Below are 15,003 nucleotides of genomic sequence, written 5' to 3'. Positions count from 1 at the left end.
TCTGCGGGCCGGCGGACCCGGACCACCGGCCGTGTTGGCCAGGGTCGCGAGGGAGCGCCGAAAACCTAAAGGGTATCAGGCCCGGCGCCGCCAGTCTCAGTCATCCGGGTCGTAGCGGGTCGCACGGCGGATGCTGTCGCCGTCGAAGCCCCGTCGGGCCAGCAGATCGGCGGCCTTGCGCCGCTGCGTCAGGTCCTGCGGACCGGCCTCGCCAAAGCGCCGGCGGACCAGATCACGGGCATTTTCCTGCCAGTCGCCATCGTAACTGTCCATCGCCGCGGCAATCGCGGCACTGTCCAGGCCATGGGTGCCCAGCTCGGCGCGGACATGGATCGGGCCATAACCCGTATTGGCGCGCATCCGCACCAGGTTCTCAGCAAAACGGGTGTCGTCCTGCCAGCCCGCTTCGGTCAGCTTGGCGACAGCGGCCTGCGCGGCTTCGTCTTCGATGCCACGGGCGGTCAGCTTGCGGGTGAGTTCCTTGCGCGAGTGCTCGCGGCGGACCAGCAGGCCCAGCGCCCGTTGTACGGGAGTCTGCTCACGCTGCCGGCGCTTGCGGCCGGTAGGAATGTCTTCGGCGTCGGACATCGATGCTCCAAGGGTGGCGCCGTCCTTGGCGCCCTGCCCATCCCTGGGCGATTCGAACCTGCGGGACAGGGCGACGTCACTGACGGCGCCGCCCTGCCCCACAGCAAGCCTTACTCGTCGTCGCCTTCGTCGTCGCCTTCCTCGCGGGCCGCTTCGGCCGGCTGGAATTTCTCACGCAGCTCGGCCTCGAGCTTGGCGGCGACGGTCGGGTTGTCGCGCAGGTAGCCGCGGGCATTGTCCTTGCCCTGGCCAATGCGCTCTTCACCGTAGCTGTACCAGGCGCCGGCCTTCTCGACCAGCTTGGCATCCACGCCCATGTCGATCAGTTCGCCCTCGCGGCTGATGCCTTCGCCGTACAGGATCTCGGTGATGACCTGCTTGAACGGAGGCGCCAGCTTGTTCTTGACGACCTTGATCTTGGTCTGGTTGCCGATGATCTCATCGCCCTTCTTGATCGCACCGATACGGCGGATGTCCAGGCGGACCGAGGCGTAGAACTTCAGCGCGTTGCCGCCGGTGGTGGTTTCCGGGCTCTGGCCCGGCATCATCACGCCGATCTTCATGCGCAGCTGGTTGATGAAGATCACCAGGGTGTTCGAACGCTTGATGTTGCCGGTCAGCTTGCGCAGCGCCTGGCTCATCAGGCGGGCCTGCAGACCCGGCAGCTGGTCACCCATTTCGCCTTCGATTTCGGCCTTCGGGGTCAGCGCGGCGACCGAGTCGACCACCAGGATGTCGACCGAGCCCGAACGGACCAGCATGTCGGCGATTTCCAGCGCCTGCTCACCGGTGTCCGGCTGCGACAACAGCAGGTCGTCCACGTTCACGCCCAGCTTCGCGGCGTAGATCGGGTCAAGCGCGTGCTCGGCATCGATGAAGGCCGCGGTACCGCCCATCTTCTGGCATTCGGCGATGGCCTGCAGAGTCAGGGTGGTCTTGCCCGAGGATTCCGGCCCGTAGATCTCAACGACACGGCCCTTCGGCAGACCGCCAATGCCCAGTGCGATGTCGAGCATCAGCGAACCGGTCGGGATGGCTTCGACGGGCTCGACCACGCGGTCGCCCATGCGCATCACCGAGCCCTTGCCGAACTGCTTCTCGATCTGGCCCAGAGCAGCAGCCAAGGCGCGCTTCTTGTTCTCGTCCATCGTATTGGTCCTTGCAGAGGTCATGTCGTTGGGGGTGCTGTCTTTGGGGGTCTTCTTTGCCATGGGTTCACTTTAAGTCGGACGTATCGCACAGGCTGAGATTCTGCCCGGCGCTCTGAAAAGAATTATCGGACATCCGTACCAACCTCAGTGGAACCAGAGAATCGCCACAAAAGACCGCGGGGTAATGCACCATGGAGCGGGTCAACGATTGGGCCGAAGCAGGCCGCAATAGAGGCCTTCGATCGCAAAATCCTGGTCCGGCAGCACCTCGATCGGCTTGTAATCGGGATTGCGCGGCAGCAGGCGGATGCGGTCCTTGGCGATCTTCAGCAGCTTGACGGTGATCTCGTCATCGATGCGGGCCACCACGATCTGCCCGGAACGGGCGTCGCGGGTGCGGTGCACGCCGATCAGGTCACCGTCGAAGATGCCCTCATCGATCATCGAGTCGCCCTGCACTTTCAGCAGGTAGTCCGGCGCCGGCGAGAAGAACACCCGGTCCAGCACCACGAAATCGTCGGAGCCGATGTCGGCACCGATCGGCAGGCCGGCAGCGACCCGGCCCAGCACCGGCAAGCGCAGCACGCTGTCCGGAAGGCCCGGCTCGGCCAGCTTTTCGACCGGCGGTGCCTGCACCAGGCGGATGCCGCGAGCCTGGCCCGGGATGCGACGGATCGCACCGGCCTGCTCCAGGGCTTCCAGGTGGTACTGGGCCGCACGCACGCCCTTGAAGCCGAACGCGCGTGCGATTTCAGTCTGCGACGGCGGTGCGCCTTCGCTCTCGATACGCTCGGCGATCAACTGCAGGATCGCCTGCTGGGTGTCGGTCAGGTCCATGGTTAGTAGTATTACTACTAACGCACACAACTGCAAGTGCCGGGTACGACAAACAGGTGATGGGGATCTGTAGTGCCGAGCCATGCTCGGCAGTTGGGCCAATGGCCGGGCGGCAAAGGCAAAAGCGAGAGCAGCCGACCAGCGGTCGGCCCTACAGGAATCGCGCAGCGATTCCACGGTTTCGATGGGGAACCGCTGCGGCAAGCACACTATGTGTGCTTGCCGCTCCTCCATATGGAGAACAGGATCCACACGCCGCAGAAGCCGGCGCCGATGAAACCGCACACGCCCAGTGCCAGCAGCCAGCGACTGGAGACCCCGCCAACGCTGTGCATCACGATCGAGGACCCGATGATCAGCGCGGCGGTGACGATACCCATCACCAGCCGGTTCGCTGCCCGATTCACCTGTTCGCCAAAGCCCTGCAGCGCAGTGGTTTCCACCTTCAGCTGGAGGCGGCCGCGGCGTGCGGCCTGGACCAGCTTGCGCAGGTCGCGCGGCAGTTCCCCGGCGAAGTCGACCAGGCCCAGCAGGCTGCGTCGGCCACGCTTGAGCAGCGCCTTGGGCGCATAGCGCTGCAGCACCACCCGTTCCAGGAACGGGCGCGCGGCACTGGCCATGTCGAAATCCGGGTCCAGCTGGCGACCCATGCCTTCCAGGGTCAGGAAGGCCTTGATCATCAGCGCCAGATCGGCCGGCAGGGTCAGGCTGTAGCTGCGCAGCAGCTGGGTGATATCGCCCAGCATCAGGCCGATGCGCAGATCCTTCAGCGGCACGCCGCGATACTGGTCGACGAACTGGCTGATGTCGTGCTGCAGGCGGTTCTCGTCCACTTCCACGCCGCCGGCCCAGTCCAGCAGCACATCGGCCACGCTCTGCGGGTCCTGCTCGACCAGCCCGTGCAGCAGCTGCGCGACCTGGAAGCGGCGCACTTCGGACAACGCGCCGACCATGCCGAAGTCAATCACGCCGATGCGGCCGTCACGCAGGTAGAAGATGTTGCCGGGGTGCGGGTCGGCGTGGAAGCAGCCGTCCTCCAGCACCATCTTGAGCACGATGCCGGCACCGCGCCGAGCCAGTTCGCGCCGGTCCAGGCCCGCCGCATCGACGCCGGCCAGGTCACGCCCGGGAATGCCGTCGACGAAGTCCTGCACATTCAGGCTTTCACAGGTCCACTGCCAGTGCACGCTGGGGATCAGGATGTCGTCACGACCGTTGAAGTTGCGTGCGATGCGTTCGGCGTTGCGGCATTCGGCGGCGAAATCCAGCTCGCGTCGTAGCGATACGGTGAACTGCTGCACGACCTCGGCCGGACGATAGCGGCGCAGGTCCGGCAGCCGCGCCTCGACGATTTCGGCCAGGCGCGCCAGCAACCGCAGGTCGGCCTCGACCACGTCGCGGATACCCGGGCGCCGTACCTTCAGCACCACCTCGCGGCCGTCATGCAGGCGCGCGCGATGGGCCTGCGCCAGCGAGGCGGCGGCCATCGGGATTTCATCGAGGAAGGCGAACACGTCTGCAGGCGAGGCGCCCAGGTCGGCCTCCAGCTGCTCGCGGATATCGGCGTACGGCAGCGCGGGCACCGCGTTCTGCAGCTCGGACAGTTCAGCGATCCATTCCGGCGGCAGCAGGTCGACGCGCGTCGCCAGCACCTGACCGAGCTTGACGAAGGTCGGGCCGAGATCCTGCATCGCGCTGCGTACGCGCACCGGCGCGGTCATCCGCAGCAGTTCCTGGCGATCGTCGTTCCAGTGCAGCAGGCGCCCAGCGCGCTCCAGCGTGGTGGCCAGGCCGATGCGCCGCACCACGTCACCGAAACCATAACGGATCAGGACAACCGCAATTTCCTGCAGTCGGCCCAGGTCACGGACCGTGCCCAGCGTTTCCCACATCATGCGTGCTCCGGACGATTACCGGAGCAGCATGTCACAGCTGGGCGTCGATGCCGCGCAATGCCGCCGCCACGGTTTGCCGGCGGATGGCTTCGCGGTCGCCCTCGAACTGGAACAGCTCGGCGCGGGCGTAGCCGCCGCGCCGCTTCCAGCCGATCCAGACGCTGCCGACCGGCTTGCCAGGGCTGCCACCGCCGGGACCGGCGATGCCGGTCACTGCCACCGCGATGCCGGCCCCCGAGTTGACCAGCGCACCGGAAACCATTTCCAGCACGGTTTCGCGGCTGACTGCGCCAAACTGCTCCAGCGTCTGTGCGCGCACGCCGAGCAGGCGCTGCTTGGCTTCGTAGCTGTAGACCACCATGCCGCAGTCGAAGAATGCCGACGAACCTGCGATGTCGGTCATGCACTTTGCAATCCAGCCACCACTGCAGCTTTCAGCGGTCACCAGCTGCAGCGAGGCCTGCTCGAGGCGCTGCCCAAGCGCGGCGGACTGGATATTGAGTTCAGCGTCGGTGGGGATGGACATCGGCATGACGGTGGGGTGAAGAACCTGCACGTTGTACCGCAGATGACAGGCAGATGTCGCGCCCATCCGGGACGGTTGCGCTGCCGGCCGGCGGCCGGCACTCGCCGGCCCTGCCAGGTGCTACCTCACCACTCCGGCAGTTTCTCCGGCAGCAGCGCCCGGATCGGTGCGCCGTCGGCACTGGCGGCCAGCTTCTCGGCTTCGGCAATCGGCAAGTCGACATGCAGCAGCCAGCCTTCCTCATCTGCCTGCTCGCTGCGGATCACTTCCAGCTGGTGCAGGCGCGCGCGCAGGCGGCCGGCATCCGGCGGCAGGCGCAGTTCGCCGGTGACATGCTGCAGGCCCAGGCGCTTGCCCAGCACCGCCTGCAGCAGCTCCAGCCCCCGCCCGTCACGCGCGGAAATCCACACCCGCTCACGACGCGACTCATCCGGGATACCGTCCTGGCCATCGTGGCGCACGTCGGCACCGTCGATGCGGTCGATCTTGTTGAACACCAGCAATTGCGGCAGGTCACCGGCACCGACTGCGGTCAGCACCTCGTCGACCTGGGCGATGCGCTCCTCGCGGTGCGGATCGGCAGCGTCGACCACATGCAGCAGGAAGTCGGCCTCGCGCGCCTCGGACAGGGTCGAGCGGAACGCCGCGACCAGATCATGCGGCAGATCGCGGACGAAACCGACGGTATCGGCCAGCACCACGTTGCCCCCCGGCACCGCGATGCGGCGCACGGTCGGATCCAGCGTTGCGAACAGCTGGTCGGCGGCATAGGCCTCAGCGCCGGTCATGGCGTTGAACAGGGTCGACTTGCCGGCGTTGGTGTAGCCCACCAGGGCCACGCGCGGCAGCTCGCTGCGCACACGCGCACGGCGCATCTGGGTGCGCTGCACTTCGACCTTTTCCAGGCGCTTCTGCAGCTGCTCCACCCGCTTCTGCAGCAGACGGCGGTCAGTTTCCAGCTGGGTTTCACCCGGTCCGCGCAGGCCGATCGAACCGCCGCGCTGGCGCTCCAGATGGGTCCAGCCGCGCACCAGCCGCGTAGCCAGGTGGCGCAGCTGTGCCAGTTCGACCTGCAGCTTGCCTTCGTGGCTGTGCGCACGCTGGGCGAAGATGTCCAGGATCAGGCCGGTGCGGTCGATCACCCGGCGCTCGAGGAAACGTTCCAGGTTGCGTTCCTGGCCCGGGCTCAATGCATGATTGACCAGGATCAGGTCGGCCCCGCTGGCGTCGGCCGCAGCCTTGATCTCGTCCAGCTTGCCGCTGCCGATCAGGGTCGACGGATTCGGACGGTCCAGGCGCGCAGTGATCGTCGCGGCGATGCTGGCCCCGGCCGAGCGGGCCAGATCACCGAATTCTCCGAGCACATCGTCTTCCAGCTTGCCGAAATGGGGCTGGATCAACAGGGCGTGTTCACCCTTTTTCGAGCGGTCAAACATTCACCGCTCCGGTGTTACTCGTCTGCTTCATCACCTGCCTGACCGCCTTCACCCGACTGCACGTAACCACCGCCCGGACCGACCTTCACGTTGCGTGCCGGAACGACGGTGGAAATGGCGTGCTTGTAGACCATCTGACTGACCGTGTTGCGCAGCAGGACCACGAACTGGTCGAACGACTCGATCGTGCCCTGCAGCTTGATGCCGTTCACCAGGTACACCGAAACCGGCACGCGTTCGCGCCGCAGTGCGTTCAAGAAAGGATCCTGCAGCGATTGCCCCTTGGACATTGCACACTCCTGATTATTGTTCTTATTGGGTTGCCGACGGTTGCCGCGGCCCCCGAGCCGCCCGCCGACCGATGATGTTACACGGCTGGCGGGGATTCAGCGTGCGACGAAGGTCGACACCGCGCTGGCCAGGCGCTCCCCATCAACATGGGGGTCGAACCAGCGCGCATCAAGCTCGCCGCGCAGCCAGGTCAGCTGGCGCTTGGCCAGTTGCCGGGTGGCGAAGATCGCCTTGTCACGGAAACGGGCGGCATCACCCTCCCCGTCCAGGTACTCCCAGGCCTGCCGATAGCCGACCGCGCGCACTGCCGGCAGGTCCAACGGCGCCTCCACGGCTGCCATTTCCGGCATCGCGCGCAATGCCCGCACCTCGTCGAGGAACCCCTGCCCCAGCATGGCGTCGAAGCGCGCCTCGATGCGCTGGTGCAGAACCGCACGGTCGCGTGGGGCGAGGATCAGCTTGAGGGTGCGCACCGGCAATGGCGCTACGCCCGGCCGGCGCTGCCATTCAGTAATGGGGATACCGGTCAGGCGATAGACCTCCAGCGCCCGCTGGATGCGTTGCGGATCGGTCGCATGGATGCGTGCGGCGGCGGCCGGGTCGACCTTGGCCAGCTCGGCGTGCAGTGCCGCCCAGCCACGCTCGGCCGCCTCGGCGCTGAGCGCTTCGCGCATTGCCGGGTCGGCCTCCGGCATCGGCGACAGGCCCTGCAGCAGCGCCCGGAAGTACAGGCCAGTGCCACCGGCCAGGATCGGCGTCCTGCCACGCGCCACGATGTCGGCCACGACCCGTCCGGCATCGGCGGCGAACTCGGCCGCCGAGTAGGTCTGCCAGGGGGCACGCAGGTCCAGCAGATGGTGCGGCGCCTGCGCGCGCTCCGTCGCATCGGGCTTGGCCGAACCGATGTCCAGGTGGCGGTACACCAGTGCCGAGTCGACGCTGACGATTTCGCCATCCAGCTGCCGTGCCAGGGCGATCGCAGTGGCGGTCTTGCCACTGGCGGTCGGCCCCATCACGGCGATCGCCAGTGGCCGCCGATCGATACCCATCAGTCTTCGTCCGGCCAGCGGATCGTCGGCGCAGCGTCGGCGCGCGGCGTCGGTACGGCTTGCACCGCCTGCCAGATCTTCAGCGCATCAACTGTGGCCGCCACGTCATGCACGCGTACGATGCGCGCGCCACGCTGGACCGCGATCAGGTGCGCGGCCACCGAGGCCGCTACCCGCTCGGACGGCGTATCGCGACCTGTCAGTTCACCGAGACTGCGCTTGCGCGACAGGCCGGCCAGCATCGGCACGCCCAGTTCCAGAAAGCGCTCCGAACGCGCCAGCAGGGTCATGTTGTGGCCGGTGGTCTTGCCGAAGCCGAAACCGAGGTCGATCAGCAGGTTCTTCCTCGCGATGCCTGCCATCTCGGCAGCGAACAGGCGCTGCACCAGGAAGCCGTGCACCTCGCCGACCACATCGTCGTAGTGCGGATCGGCCTGCATGTGGCCCGGTTCGCCTTGCATGTGCATCAGCACCACCGGCACGCCGGTTTCCGCAGCGGCCTCGAGCGCACCCTCCTGGCGCAGGCCGAAGATGTCGTTGATCATGCCGGCGCCAGCGGCCACGGCCGCGCGCATCACTTCCGGCTTGAAGGTGTCGATGCTGATCGGCACGTGGGTCCGGGCCTCCAGCTGCTCGATCACCGGAATCACCCGGCCCAGCTCCTCCTCGACCGATACCGGCGTGGCGCCCGGGCGGGTCGATTCGCCGCCGATATCGAGAAGGTCCGCGCCCTCCTCGACCAGCTTCAGGCCATGAGCGATTGCGGCCTCGGTGGTGTCGTGCGCGCCGCCATCGGAAAACGAGTCCGGGGTGACGTTGACGATGCCCATGACCTGGGCGCGGTCGAGGCGCAGGATGCGGCCGGCGCAATCGAGCTGGGGCGAGGTATCGAACATCGGTAATCCTGCTGGAACAACGGCGGGTAGTTTAGTTCGGCAGGGCGGCGCCCTGCACCCGCCGAGGCAACGGCCACAGCAAAAGCCCAAGCAACAGCAGAAGCTGGTTTCCTGAGGGTAGGCGGGGTGGGTCCGGCTGCGGGAGACGCCGTGAACCCGTCCATGGGGGCTTGGCCGCGGCATCCATGCCGCGGACACTCCCGCAACCGGACCCACCCCGCCTTCGACAGTCTTCCGCGATCTTCAGTAGATCCACGCCATGCGTGGATGCTCTTCGTTCAATTCTCGAGAAATTCGAATTCGATGGAGATTGATCAACGCATGGCGTGGATCTACCGTGTCGACCAAGGTCGACACCCACCAACAGCAGCAGAAATCTGTCAGAGGTGGGGCGGTGTCGGAGGGCGGGGTGTCAGCCGCATGGATGCGGCTGCCAAGCCCCCATGGACGGGTTCACGGCGTCCCCGCCCTCCGACACCGCCCCGCCAAACCACGGAATGTTGCTGTTGCTGTTGCTGTTGCTGTTGCTGCTGAGGTTGCCGGCCAGCGGCCGGCACTACCACGGGTGCAGGGCGCAGCCCTGCCGACACCCTCAACGGCGGCGGCGCTTGCGGTCCACGTACAGGGTCCTGGCGATGCTCAGCACGATGCCGACCGCGATACCCACCACGCAGCCCAACAGCAGATTGTCGGCTCCGAGGCCTACACCCACGCCGACCACGGTGGCGATGACCATTTCGACGGTGTGGGAAATCGGTTCGGGCTTCGGGGCAGACATGCGGGCTCCAGCGTCAGTTCGGTTCTTCGGAATGGGCCGGTAGCCCGGAAACGACGAAGCCGGGTTGCCCCGGCCTCGTCTGGTGTCACGCGCAGCGGGCCGTCAGTGCGATTCGGCCGGGCCCGCGATCGGCGGCAGCGGGCGGGCGTCGCCGCCCTTGTCGTTGCCACCATCCTTGTTCGACTTGCTCCAGCCAGCCGGCGGCGGCGGATCGCGGCCTTCCATGATGGCGTCGATCTGCGGCGCGTCGATCGTCTCGTACTGCAGCAGCAGCTGGGACATCGCGTGCAACTTGTCCAGGTTGGCCGTCATCAGCTCGGTAGTGCGCGCGTAGGCTTCGTCGAGGATCTTGCGCACCTCCTCATCGATGCGACGCGCGGTGTCGTTGGACACGCTCTTGTGCTGGGTGACCGAACGGCCCAGGAACACCTCGTCATCCTCTTCGCCATAGGCGATCGGGCCGAGCTGGTCGGACAGGCCCCACTTGGTGACCATGTTGCGGGCCATCTTGGTGGCGCGTTCGATGTCGTTGGAAGCGCCCGTGGTGACCTTGTCGGCACCGAAGATCAGCTCCTCGGCCACACGACCACCGTACAGCGAGCACAGCTGCGACTTGATCGCCACGCGGTTCATCGAATACTTGTCGCCCTCCGGCAGGTACATGGTCACGCCCAGCGCACGGCCGCGCGGGATGATCGTGACCTTGTAGACCGGGTCGTGCTCGGGCACCAGGCGGCCGACAATGGCGTGGCCGGCTTCGTGGTAGGCGGTCAGGGTCTTCTCTTCTTCGCTCATGGCCATCGAGCGGCGCTCGGCACCCATCAGGATCTTGTCGCGGGCACGGTCGAAGTGGTCCATGCGGACTTCCTTCTCGTTGCCACGCGCGGCGAACAGGGCCGCCTCGTTGCACAGATTGGCCAGATCAGCACCGGAGAAGCCCGGGGTACCCCGCGCGATCACCATCGGCTCGACATCGTCGGCGAGCGGCAGCTTGCGCATGTGGACCTTCAGGATGTGCTCGCGACCCTTCACGTCCGGCAGGCCAACCACGACCTGGCGGTCGAAGCGACCCGGGCGCAGCAGCGCCGGGTCCAGCACGTCCGGACGGTTGGTGGCGGCGATCACGATCACGCCTTCACCGCCCTCGAAACCGTCCATTTCGACCAGCAGCTGGTTCAGGGTCTGCTCGCGCTCGTCATGGCCACCGCCCAGGCCAGCGCCACGGTGGCGACCGACGGCGTCGATTTCGTCGATGAAGATGATGCACGGGGCATGCTTCTTGGCCTGCTCGAACATGTCGCGCACGCGGCTGGCGCCGACGCCGACGAACATTTCCACGAAGTCCGAACCGGAGATCGAGAAGAACGGCACCTTGGCTTCGCCGGCGATGGCCTTGGCCAGCAGCGTCTTGCCGGTACCCGGCGGGCCCACCATCAGCACGCCGCGCGGAATCTTGCCACCCAGCTTGGTGAACTTGGACGGGTCGCGCAGGAAGTCGACCAGCTCGCCCACTTCTTCCTTGGCCTCGTCGCAGCCGGCGACGTCGGCGAAGGTGACCTTGATCTGGTCCTCGCCCTGCAGCTTGGCGCGCGACTTGCCGAAGGACATCGCGCCCTTGGCACCGCCGCCACCGCCCTGCATCTGGCGCATGATGAACAACCAGAAGCCGATGATCAGGATGACCGGCAGGAAATTCATCAGGATCGCGCCGAGGGAGATGCCGCTGGACGGCTCCTCCTGCACGATCTCCACGTTCTTGGTGCGCAGCACGTTGATCAGGTCGCGATCGAACGGTGCGGTGATGGTGGATGTCTGCCCGCCGCGGGTGGTGTAGGTCAGCTGGCTGGTGCCGCCGCGCATGTCGCCGCCAAAGGCGACCTTCTGCACGTTGCCGCTGTCCACCTGGTCCAGGAACTGCGAGTACGACGCACCCTGCGCGCCGGCTCCGGAGGACTTCGGCGAGAAGCTCTGGAAGACCACCATCAGCACGACGGCGACGACCACCCATAGCAGGAGGTTCTTGGTCAAGTCGTTCATCCTCATTGGCTCCGGTGTTCCTCTCAGTGCTGGCGTTGCGTGGGGGTCGAACTTGCGTACATTGCGAGCTTACTTCATGTGGGCGCGTTTTCCCTGACCCAAGGCGTACACCTCGGGAGAGCGCTTGCGCGAGGCTTCCGGCTTGCGGATGGAGACCTTGTCGTACCGGCGGCGCATGTCGCGCACGTAGTCGTCAAAGCCCTCGCCCTGGAACAGCTTGATCAGGAATGCCCCACCGGTCTTCAGGTGGTTGTCGGCAAAATCCAGGGCCAGCTCCGCCAGGTGCATCATCCGCGGCTGGTCGACCGCGCCCACACCACTCTTATTGGGGGCCATGTCCGACAGCACAAGGTCTACCGGCTGATCCCCGAGCATGGCTTCAAACTGCGATAGGACGGCTTCTTCCCTGAAGTCACCATGAAGGAACTCCACGCCGGCCAGCGGCGGCATGTCCAGGATGTCCAGGGCCAGCACGCGGCCGGTGTCGCCGATCTGTCTCCTAACCTGCTGAGACCAGCCACCCGGCGCCGCGCCGAGGTCGACCACCACCATGTGCGGCTTCAGCAGCCGGTCACGTTCAAGCAGCTCTTCGAGCTTGTAGGCGGCGCGCGAGCGCATGCCTTCGGCCTGCGCCTTCTTCACGAAGGGGTCGGAGAAGTGTTCCTTGAGCCAGCGCTGGCTGCTTTTGCTGCGGGTAGCCATTGAAAATAGGGGCTGATGGGGTCCTCATGATACCCTGATCGCCCCATTCAACCGTGTTTTCCTGCATGTCCATCGCCCTGACCGCTTCCCAGACCCGTTTCCTGCGCGGCCAAGCCCACGACCTGAAGGCCCTCCTGCAGACCGGCGGCAAGGGTGTGACCCCGGCCTTCATCGCTGAGCTGAACGAAGTGCTGGAGCGCCACGAGCTGGTCAAGGTGAAGGTCGCTGCCGAGGATCGCGACGCCCGTGACGTGATGATCGGCGAGATCGTCGAAGCCACCGAGAGCGCTCTGGTGCAGCGCATCGGCCACGTCGCCGTGCTGTACCGCCCGAGCAGGGAACAGCGCCAGATCGTGCTGCCGCGCGGCTGATCGCCCTACCGTCATGCAGCTGAACCACGAACCGCCCGACTACGCCTACAGCCTGCGCGCCGCCGATGGCCGCTCGGCCAAGGTCAATGACCAGGTGCTGGACGGGAGCTTCTTCCTGACCCCGGACCAGCTGGTCGCGCATTGGCCGGTGGCGAGCGCCGCTGCGTTGCAGCTGGCGGACCTGGAGCCGATCCTGGCGCTGAACCCGGCGCTGATCGTGCTGGGTACCGGTGACCGCCAGGTGTTCCCATCGGCGGTGGTGATGGCCGCCTGCCTGTCACGCGGCATCGGCCTGGAAGTGATGAACAATCCAGCCGCCGCACGCACCTTCAACATCCTGGCAGGCGAAGGCCGCAAGGTCGCGGCTGCTTTCATTCTGGAAGGCTGAGTTCTCGAGTGACCGGTGCCTCCGGCCCCTAGCGGCCTGAAGGCGCGCAGCGGAATGCCGAGAACTCCTGGAGCCGGCCGATCAGGTGGCCGCCCTGCCCCCAGCGGATATCCATGACCTTCCAGTCCCGGTCCTGTCGCTGCAGCAGGACCCGGTCGGTCCATCGATAGTCGCCCACTGCCATGTCGACGCGGATCCAGGTCGCGTCACCCCTCGATTCGGGCATTCCCACCGCGACCGTGTCCGGTCGGTCCGGCGCCAGCAGATACAGGCTCTGGTCGAGCATGTGCGGCTTCTCGTCGTGCGCGGCCAGCGCGGTGCAGGCCCGCTCGTAAGCATGCTGCGCATCGACCGCCGAGCGCAGGGCATCGCCCAGCGACGGCGGGATGGCCGCTTCATCTGAAGCCGGCGCCTGGACTACGGCGTAAAGACGGGTGACCACGTCGCGCGGACGATCAGCAAGGCGAGAACGGAAGCAGGACGCAGCATGGGGTACCGGGTCGACTGGGACCGCTCAAGAATGCCGGGTATCCGGTCCGCCGTGAAGGTGAGCCTGCGGCACACAGGATCGCAAACGACCGCTCCGCAGTCGCTGAGTCGAGCACGGCTCTACAGGTCAGGAACGCCAGGCATGGCCCGGCACTCCCTGTTCCAACCGCGTCAACGTGCCGGCAGGTACTGCTGCGGATCGACCGGCTTGCCGTTGTAGCGAATCTCGAAGTGGACCATGTCGCGGTTCGCACCGGTGCGGCCCATTTCGGCGATCTGCTCGCCAGCCTTCACGCTCTGCCCTTCATTGACCAGGCGCTTGCGGTTGTGACCATAGGCGGACAGCCACTGGTCGCTGTGCTTGATGATGATCAGTTCGCCGTAGCCGACCAGGCCGGCACCGGAGTACACCACCACACCGTTGGCGGTTGCCTTGACCGGCTGGCCGCTGGTGCCGGCGATGTCGACGCCCTGCTTGGTCGCGTCACCGGCCACGTAGCGGCCGACGATCGCGCCATCGGCTGGCCAGCGCCAGGCGATGTTGCTCTTCACCGGCCCGACCGGCGCCGGGGCCGGCGCGGTGCTGCCGCCACTGCTGCCAGCCGAACGTGGCGGGGTGACCACCGTGGTCGGCGCACGGCCGCTGGTGGCCCCCTGCGGATACAGGCGGATCACCTGGCCGGGGTAGATGGTCGACGGGTTGTCCAGACGATTCCAGGCAATCAGGTCGGCCGGGGTGATGTCATGGATGCGGGCCAGCGCATAGATGGTGTCGCCCTTGCGCACCACCACGGTCTGCCCGGGCTTGGGTACCGAGGTCTTCGGCGTGGTCACGCCGCCAGCGTTGCCGCCGCCCGGGCGGACCACGGTGGCGGTACCGCAGGCGGCCAGTGTGGAAACCAGCAACGCCAGCGCGCCGATGCGCACTCCCTTGCTCAGACGATCAGGATTCATGCGAACTTCGACCTCCATACAAGCCAGGCGATCAGCACCACCACCAGCACGGTGGCGATCCAGCCCAGCGGTTCAATCCAGCGACGCAGCGCCGCTTCGGCACGCGCACCACCGATACGGATGACCGCGGCCAGCACGAACACGCGCTTGCCACGACCGATCAACATGCTCAACAGGTACTGCGGCATCGGTACGCCGACGATACCCGATGCCCACGTGAAGACCTTCATCGGGATCGGCATGAAGCCGCCCAGCACCAGGAAGGTGAACACCGCCCACGGCGATTCGGCCATCTTCGCCTGCACGGTGGTGATGCCCTGCTCGATCGCCGGAAGCATGCCCAGCGCCTCGAACACCGGCTTGATCGCCTCGAAAGCGTAATGACCCAGCGCGTAACCAACCAGCGCGCCGACCATCGAGCCCGCCAGGCTGAGGGTGGCGAACCACCAGCCACGCTTGGGCTGGGCCACGCACATCGGTGCCAGCATCACTTCCGGCATCACCGGGAAGATGATCGCTTCAAAGAAACTCAGTACCGTCAGGTAGGTCGGCGCGCGTTCGTGCGCCGCCCACTTCATCGCCCGCTCGTACAGCGGCCCGAAAATCTTCATGCAA

General features: G+C 66.4%; 17 protein-coding genes. 2 read left to right on the top strand and 15 right to left on the bottom strand.

Features of this window, described 5'->3' with window-relative positions; genetic code table 11:
• Positions 1-96: 96 nt before the first annotated feature.
• The 12 genes from recX to rlmE form a co-directional block, all read right to left on the bottom strand.
• Positions 97-588: a recombination regulator RecX gene (recX, locus tag ACM0O9_RS09885; protein WP_005416047.1), complete on the bottom strand. Its 492-nt coding sequence runs from the start codon at positions 586-588 to the stop codon at positions 97-99.
• A 110-nt stretch (positions 589-698) separates the two neighbouring features.
• A complete protein-coding gene (gene recA / locus ACM0O9_RS09880) occupies positions 699-1,736 on the bottom strand; it encodes a recombinase RecA (protein WP_005416046.1) in 1,038 nt (345 codons plus the stop codon).
• Between the two features lie 204 nt (positions 1,737-1,940).
• The gene (gene lexA, locus ACM0O9_RS09875) at positions 1,941-2,576 is read right to left on the bottom strand and encodes a transcriptional repressor LexA (protein WP_005416045.1); all 636 of its coding nucleotides are present in this window, start codon (positions 2,574-2,576) and stop codon (positions 1,941-1,943) included.
• A 209-nt stretch (positions 2,577-2,785) separates the two neighbouring features.
• Entirely contained in the window at positions 2,786-4,468 is a 1,683-nt protein-coding gene (ubiB, locus tag ACM0O9_RS09870) for a 2-polyprenylphenol 6-hydroxylase (protein WP_414604195.1), read from the bottom strand.
• A gap of 34 nt (positions 4,469-4,502) precedes the next feature.
• Positions 4,503-4,997, bottom strand: a complete 495-nt coding sequence (locus tag ACM0O9_RS09865; RefSeq protein WP_005416043.1) for a CinA family protein — start codon at positions 4,995-4,997, stop codon at positions 4,503-4,505.
• A gap of 125 nt (positions 4,998-5,122) precedes the next feature.
• Positions 5,123-6,433, bottom strand: a complete 1,311-nt coding sequence (gene hflX, locus ACM0O9_RS09860) for a ribosome rescue GTPase HflX (protein ID WP_414604191.1) — start codon at positions 6,431-6,433, stop codon at positions 5,123-5,125.
• 14 nt (positions 6,434-6,447) lie between these two features.
• On the bottom strand, positions 6,448-6,723 hold the full coding sequence (gene hfq, locus ACM0O9_RS09855) for an RNA chaperone Hfq (RefSeq protein WP_004152891.1): 276 nt from the start codon (positions 6,721-6,723) through the stop codon (positions 6,448-6,450).
• 96 nt (positions 6,724-6,819) lie between these two features.
• A complete protein-coding gene (gene miaA, locus ACM0O9_RS09850) occupies positions 6,820-7,773 on the bottom strand; it encodes a tRNA (adenosine(37)-N6)-dimethylallyltransferase MiaA (protein ID WP_414604192.1) in 954 nt (317 codons plus the stop codon).
• On the bottom strand, positions 7,773-8,669 hold the full coding sequence (folP, locus tag ACM0O9_RS09845; protein WP_414604193.1) for a dihydropteroate synthase: 897 nt from the start codon (positions 8,667-8,669) through the stop codon (positions 7,773-7,775). The genes miaA and folP overlap by 1 nt, the downstream gene beginning before the upstream one ends.
• A 592-nt stretch (positions 8,670-9,261) precedes the next feature.
• Positions 9,262-9,447 (bottom strand): hypothetical protein, encoded by a 186-nt coding sequence (locus ACM0O9_RS09840; protein WP_065179301.1) that lies wholly within the window; start codon positions 9,445-9,447, stop codon positions 9,262-9,264.
• Positions 9,448-9,549: 102 nt separating this feature from the next.
• The gene (gene ftsH / locus ACM0O9_RS09835; protein WP_005416038.1) at positions 9,550-11,484 is read right to left on the bottom strand and encodes an ATP-dependent zinc metalloprotease FtsH; all 1,935 of its coding nucleotides are present in this window, start codon (positions 11,482-11,484) and stop codon (positions 9,550-9,552) included.
• Positions 11,485-11,553: 69 nt separating this feature from the next.
• A complete protein-coding gene (rlmE, locus tag ACM0O9_RS09830; protein ID WP_005409014.1) occupies positions 11,554-12,186 on the bottom strand; it encodes a 23S rRNA (uridine(2552)-2'-O)-methyltransferase RlmE in 633 nt (210 codons plus the stop codon).
• A 65-nt stretch (positions 12,187-12,251) separates the two neighbouring features.
• Here rlmE and yhbY point away from each other — a divergent pair, with 65 nt between their 5' ends.
• On the top strand, positions 12,252-12,557 hold the full coding sequence (gene yhbY, locus ACM0O9_RS09825; RefSeq protein WP_005416037.1) for a ribosome assembly RNA-binding protein YhbY: 306 nt from the start codon (positions 12,252-12,254) through the stop codon (positions 12,555-12,557).
• 13 nt (positions 12,558-12,570) lie between these two features.
• The gene (locus ACM0O9_RS09820; protein ID WP_005416036.1) at positions 12,571-12,945 is read left to right on the top strand and encodes an Mth938-like domain-containing protein; all 375 of its coding nucleotides are present in this window, start codon (positions 12,571-12,573) and stop codon (positions 12,943-12,945) included.
• Positions 12,946-12,973: 28 nt separating this feature from the next.
• Here ACM0O9_RS09820 and ACM0O9_RS09815 read toward each other — a convergent pair whose 3' ends face one another.
• From ACM0O9_RS09815 to ACM0O9_RS09805, 3 genes are all read right to left on the bottom strand, one after another.
• Positions 12,974-13,387, bottom strand: a complete 414-nt coding sequence (locus tag ACM0O9_RS09815; RefSeq protein ID WP_414604149.1) for a hypothetical protein — start codon at positions 13,385-13,387, stop codon at positions 12,974-12,976.
• Positions 13,388-13,605: 218 nt separating this feature from the next.
• Complete coding sequence (locus tag ACM0O9_RS09810; RefSeq protein ID WP_005416034.1) at positions 13,606-14,388, bottom strand: peptidoglycan DD-metalloendopeptidase family protein; 783 nt, start codon at positions 14,386-14,388, stop codon at positions 13,606-13,608.
• A complete protein-coding gene (locus ACM0O9_RS09805) occupies positions 14,385-14,999 on the bottom strand; it encodes a YqaA family protein (RefSeq protein ID WP_005416033.1) in 615 nt (204 codons plus the stop codon). Before ACM0O9_RS09805 ends, ACM0O9_RS09810 begins: the two co-directional genes overlap by 4 nt.
• Between the last annotated feature and the right edge of the window lie 4 nt (positions 15,000-15,003).

This window comes from Stenotrophomonas sp. FR012 (assembly GCF_047520565.2).
Classification (GTDB): domain Bacteria; phylum Pseudomonadota; class Gammaproteobacteria; order Xanthomonadales; family Xanthomonadaceae; genus Stenotrophomonas; species Stenotrophomonas sepilia.
Note: the sequence above shows the minus strand (reverse complement) of the source record. Positions and strands in the feature narration are given on the sequence as shown.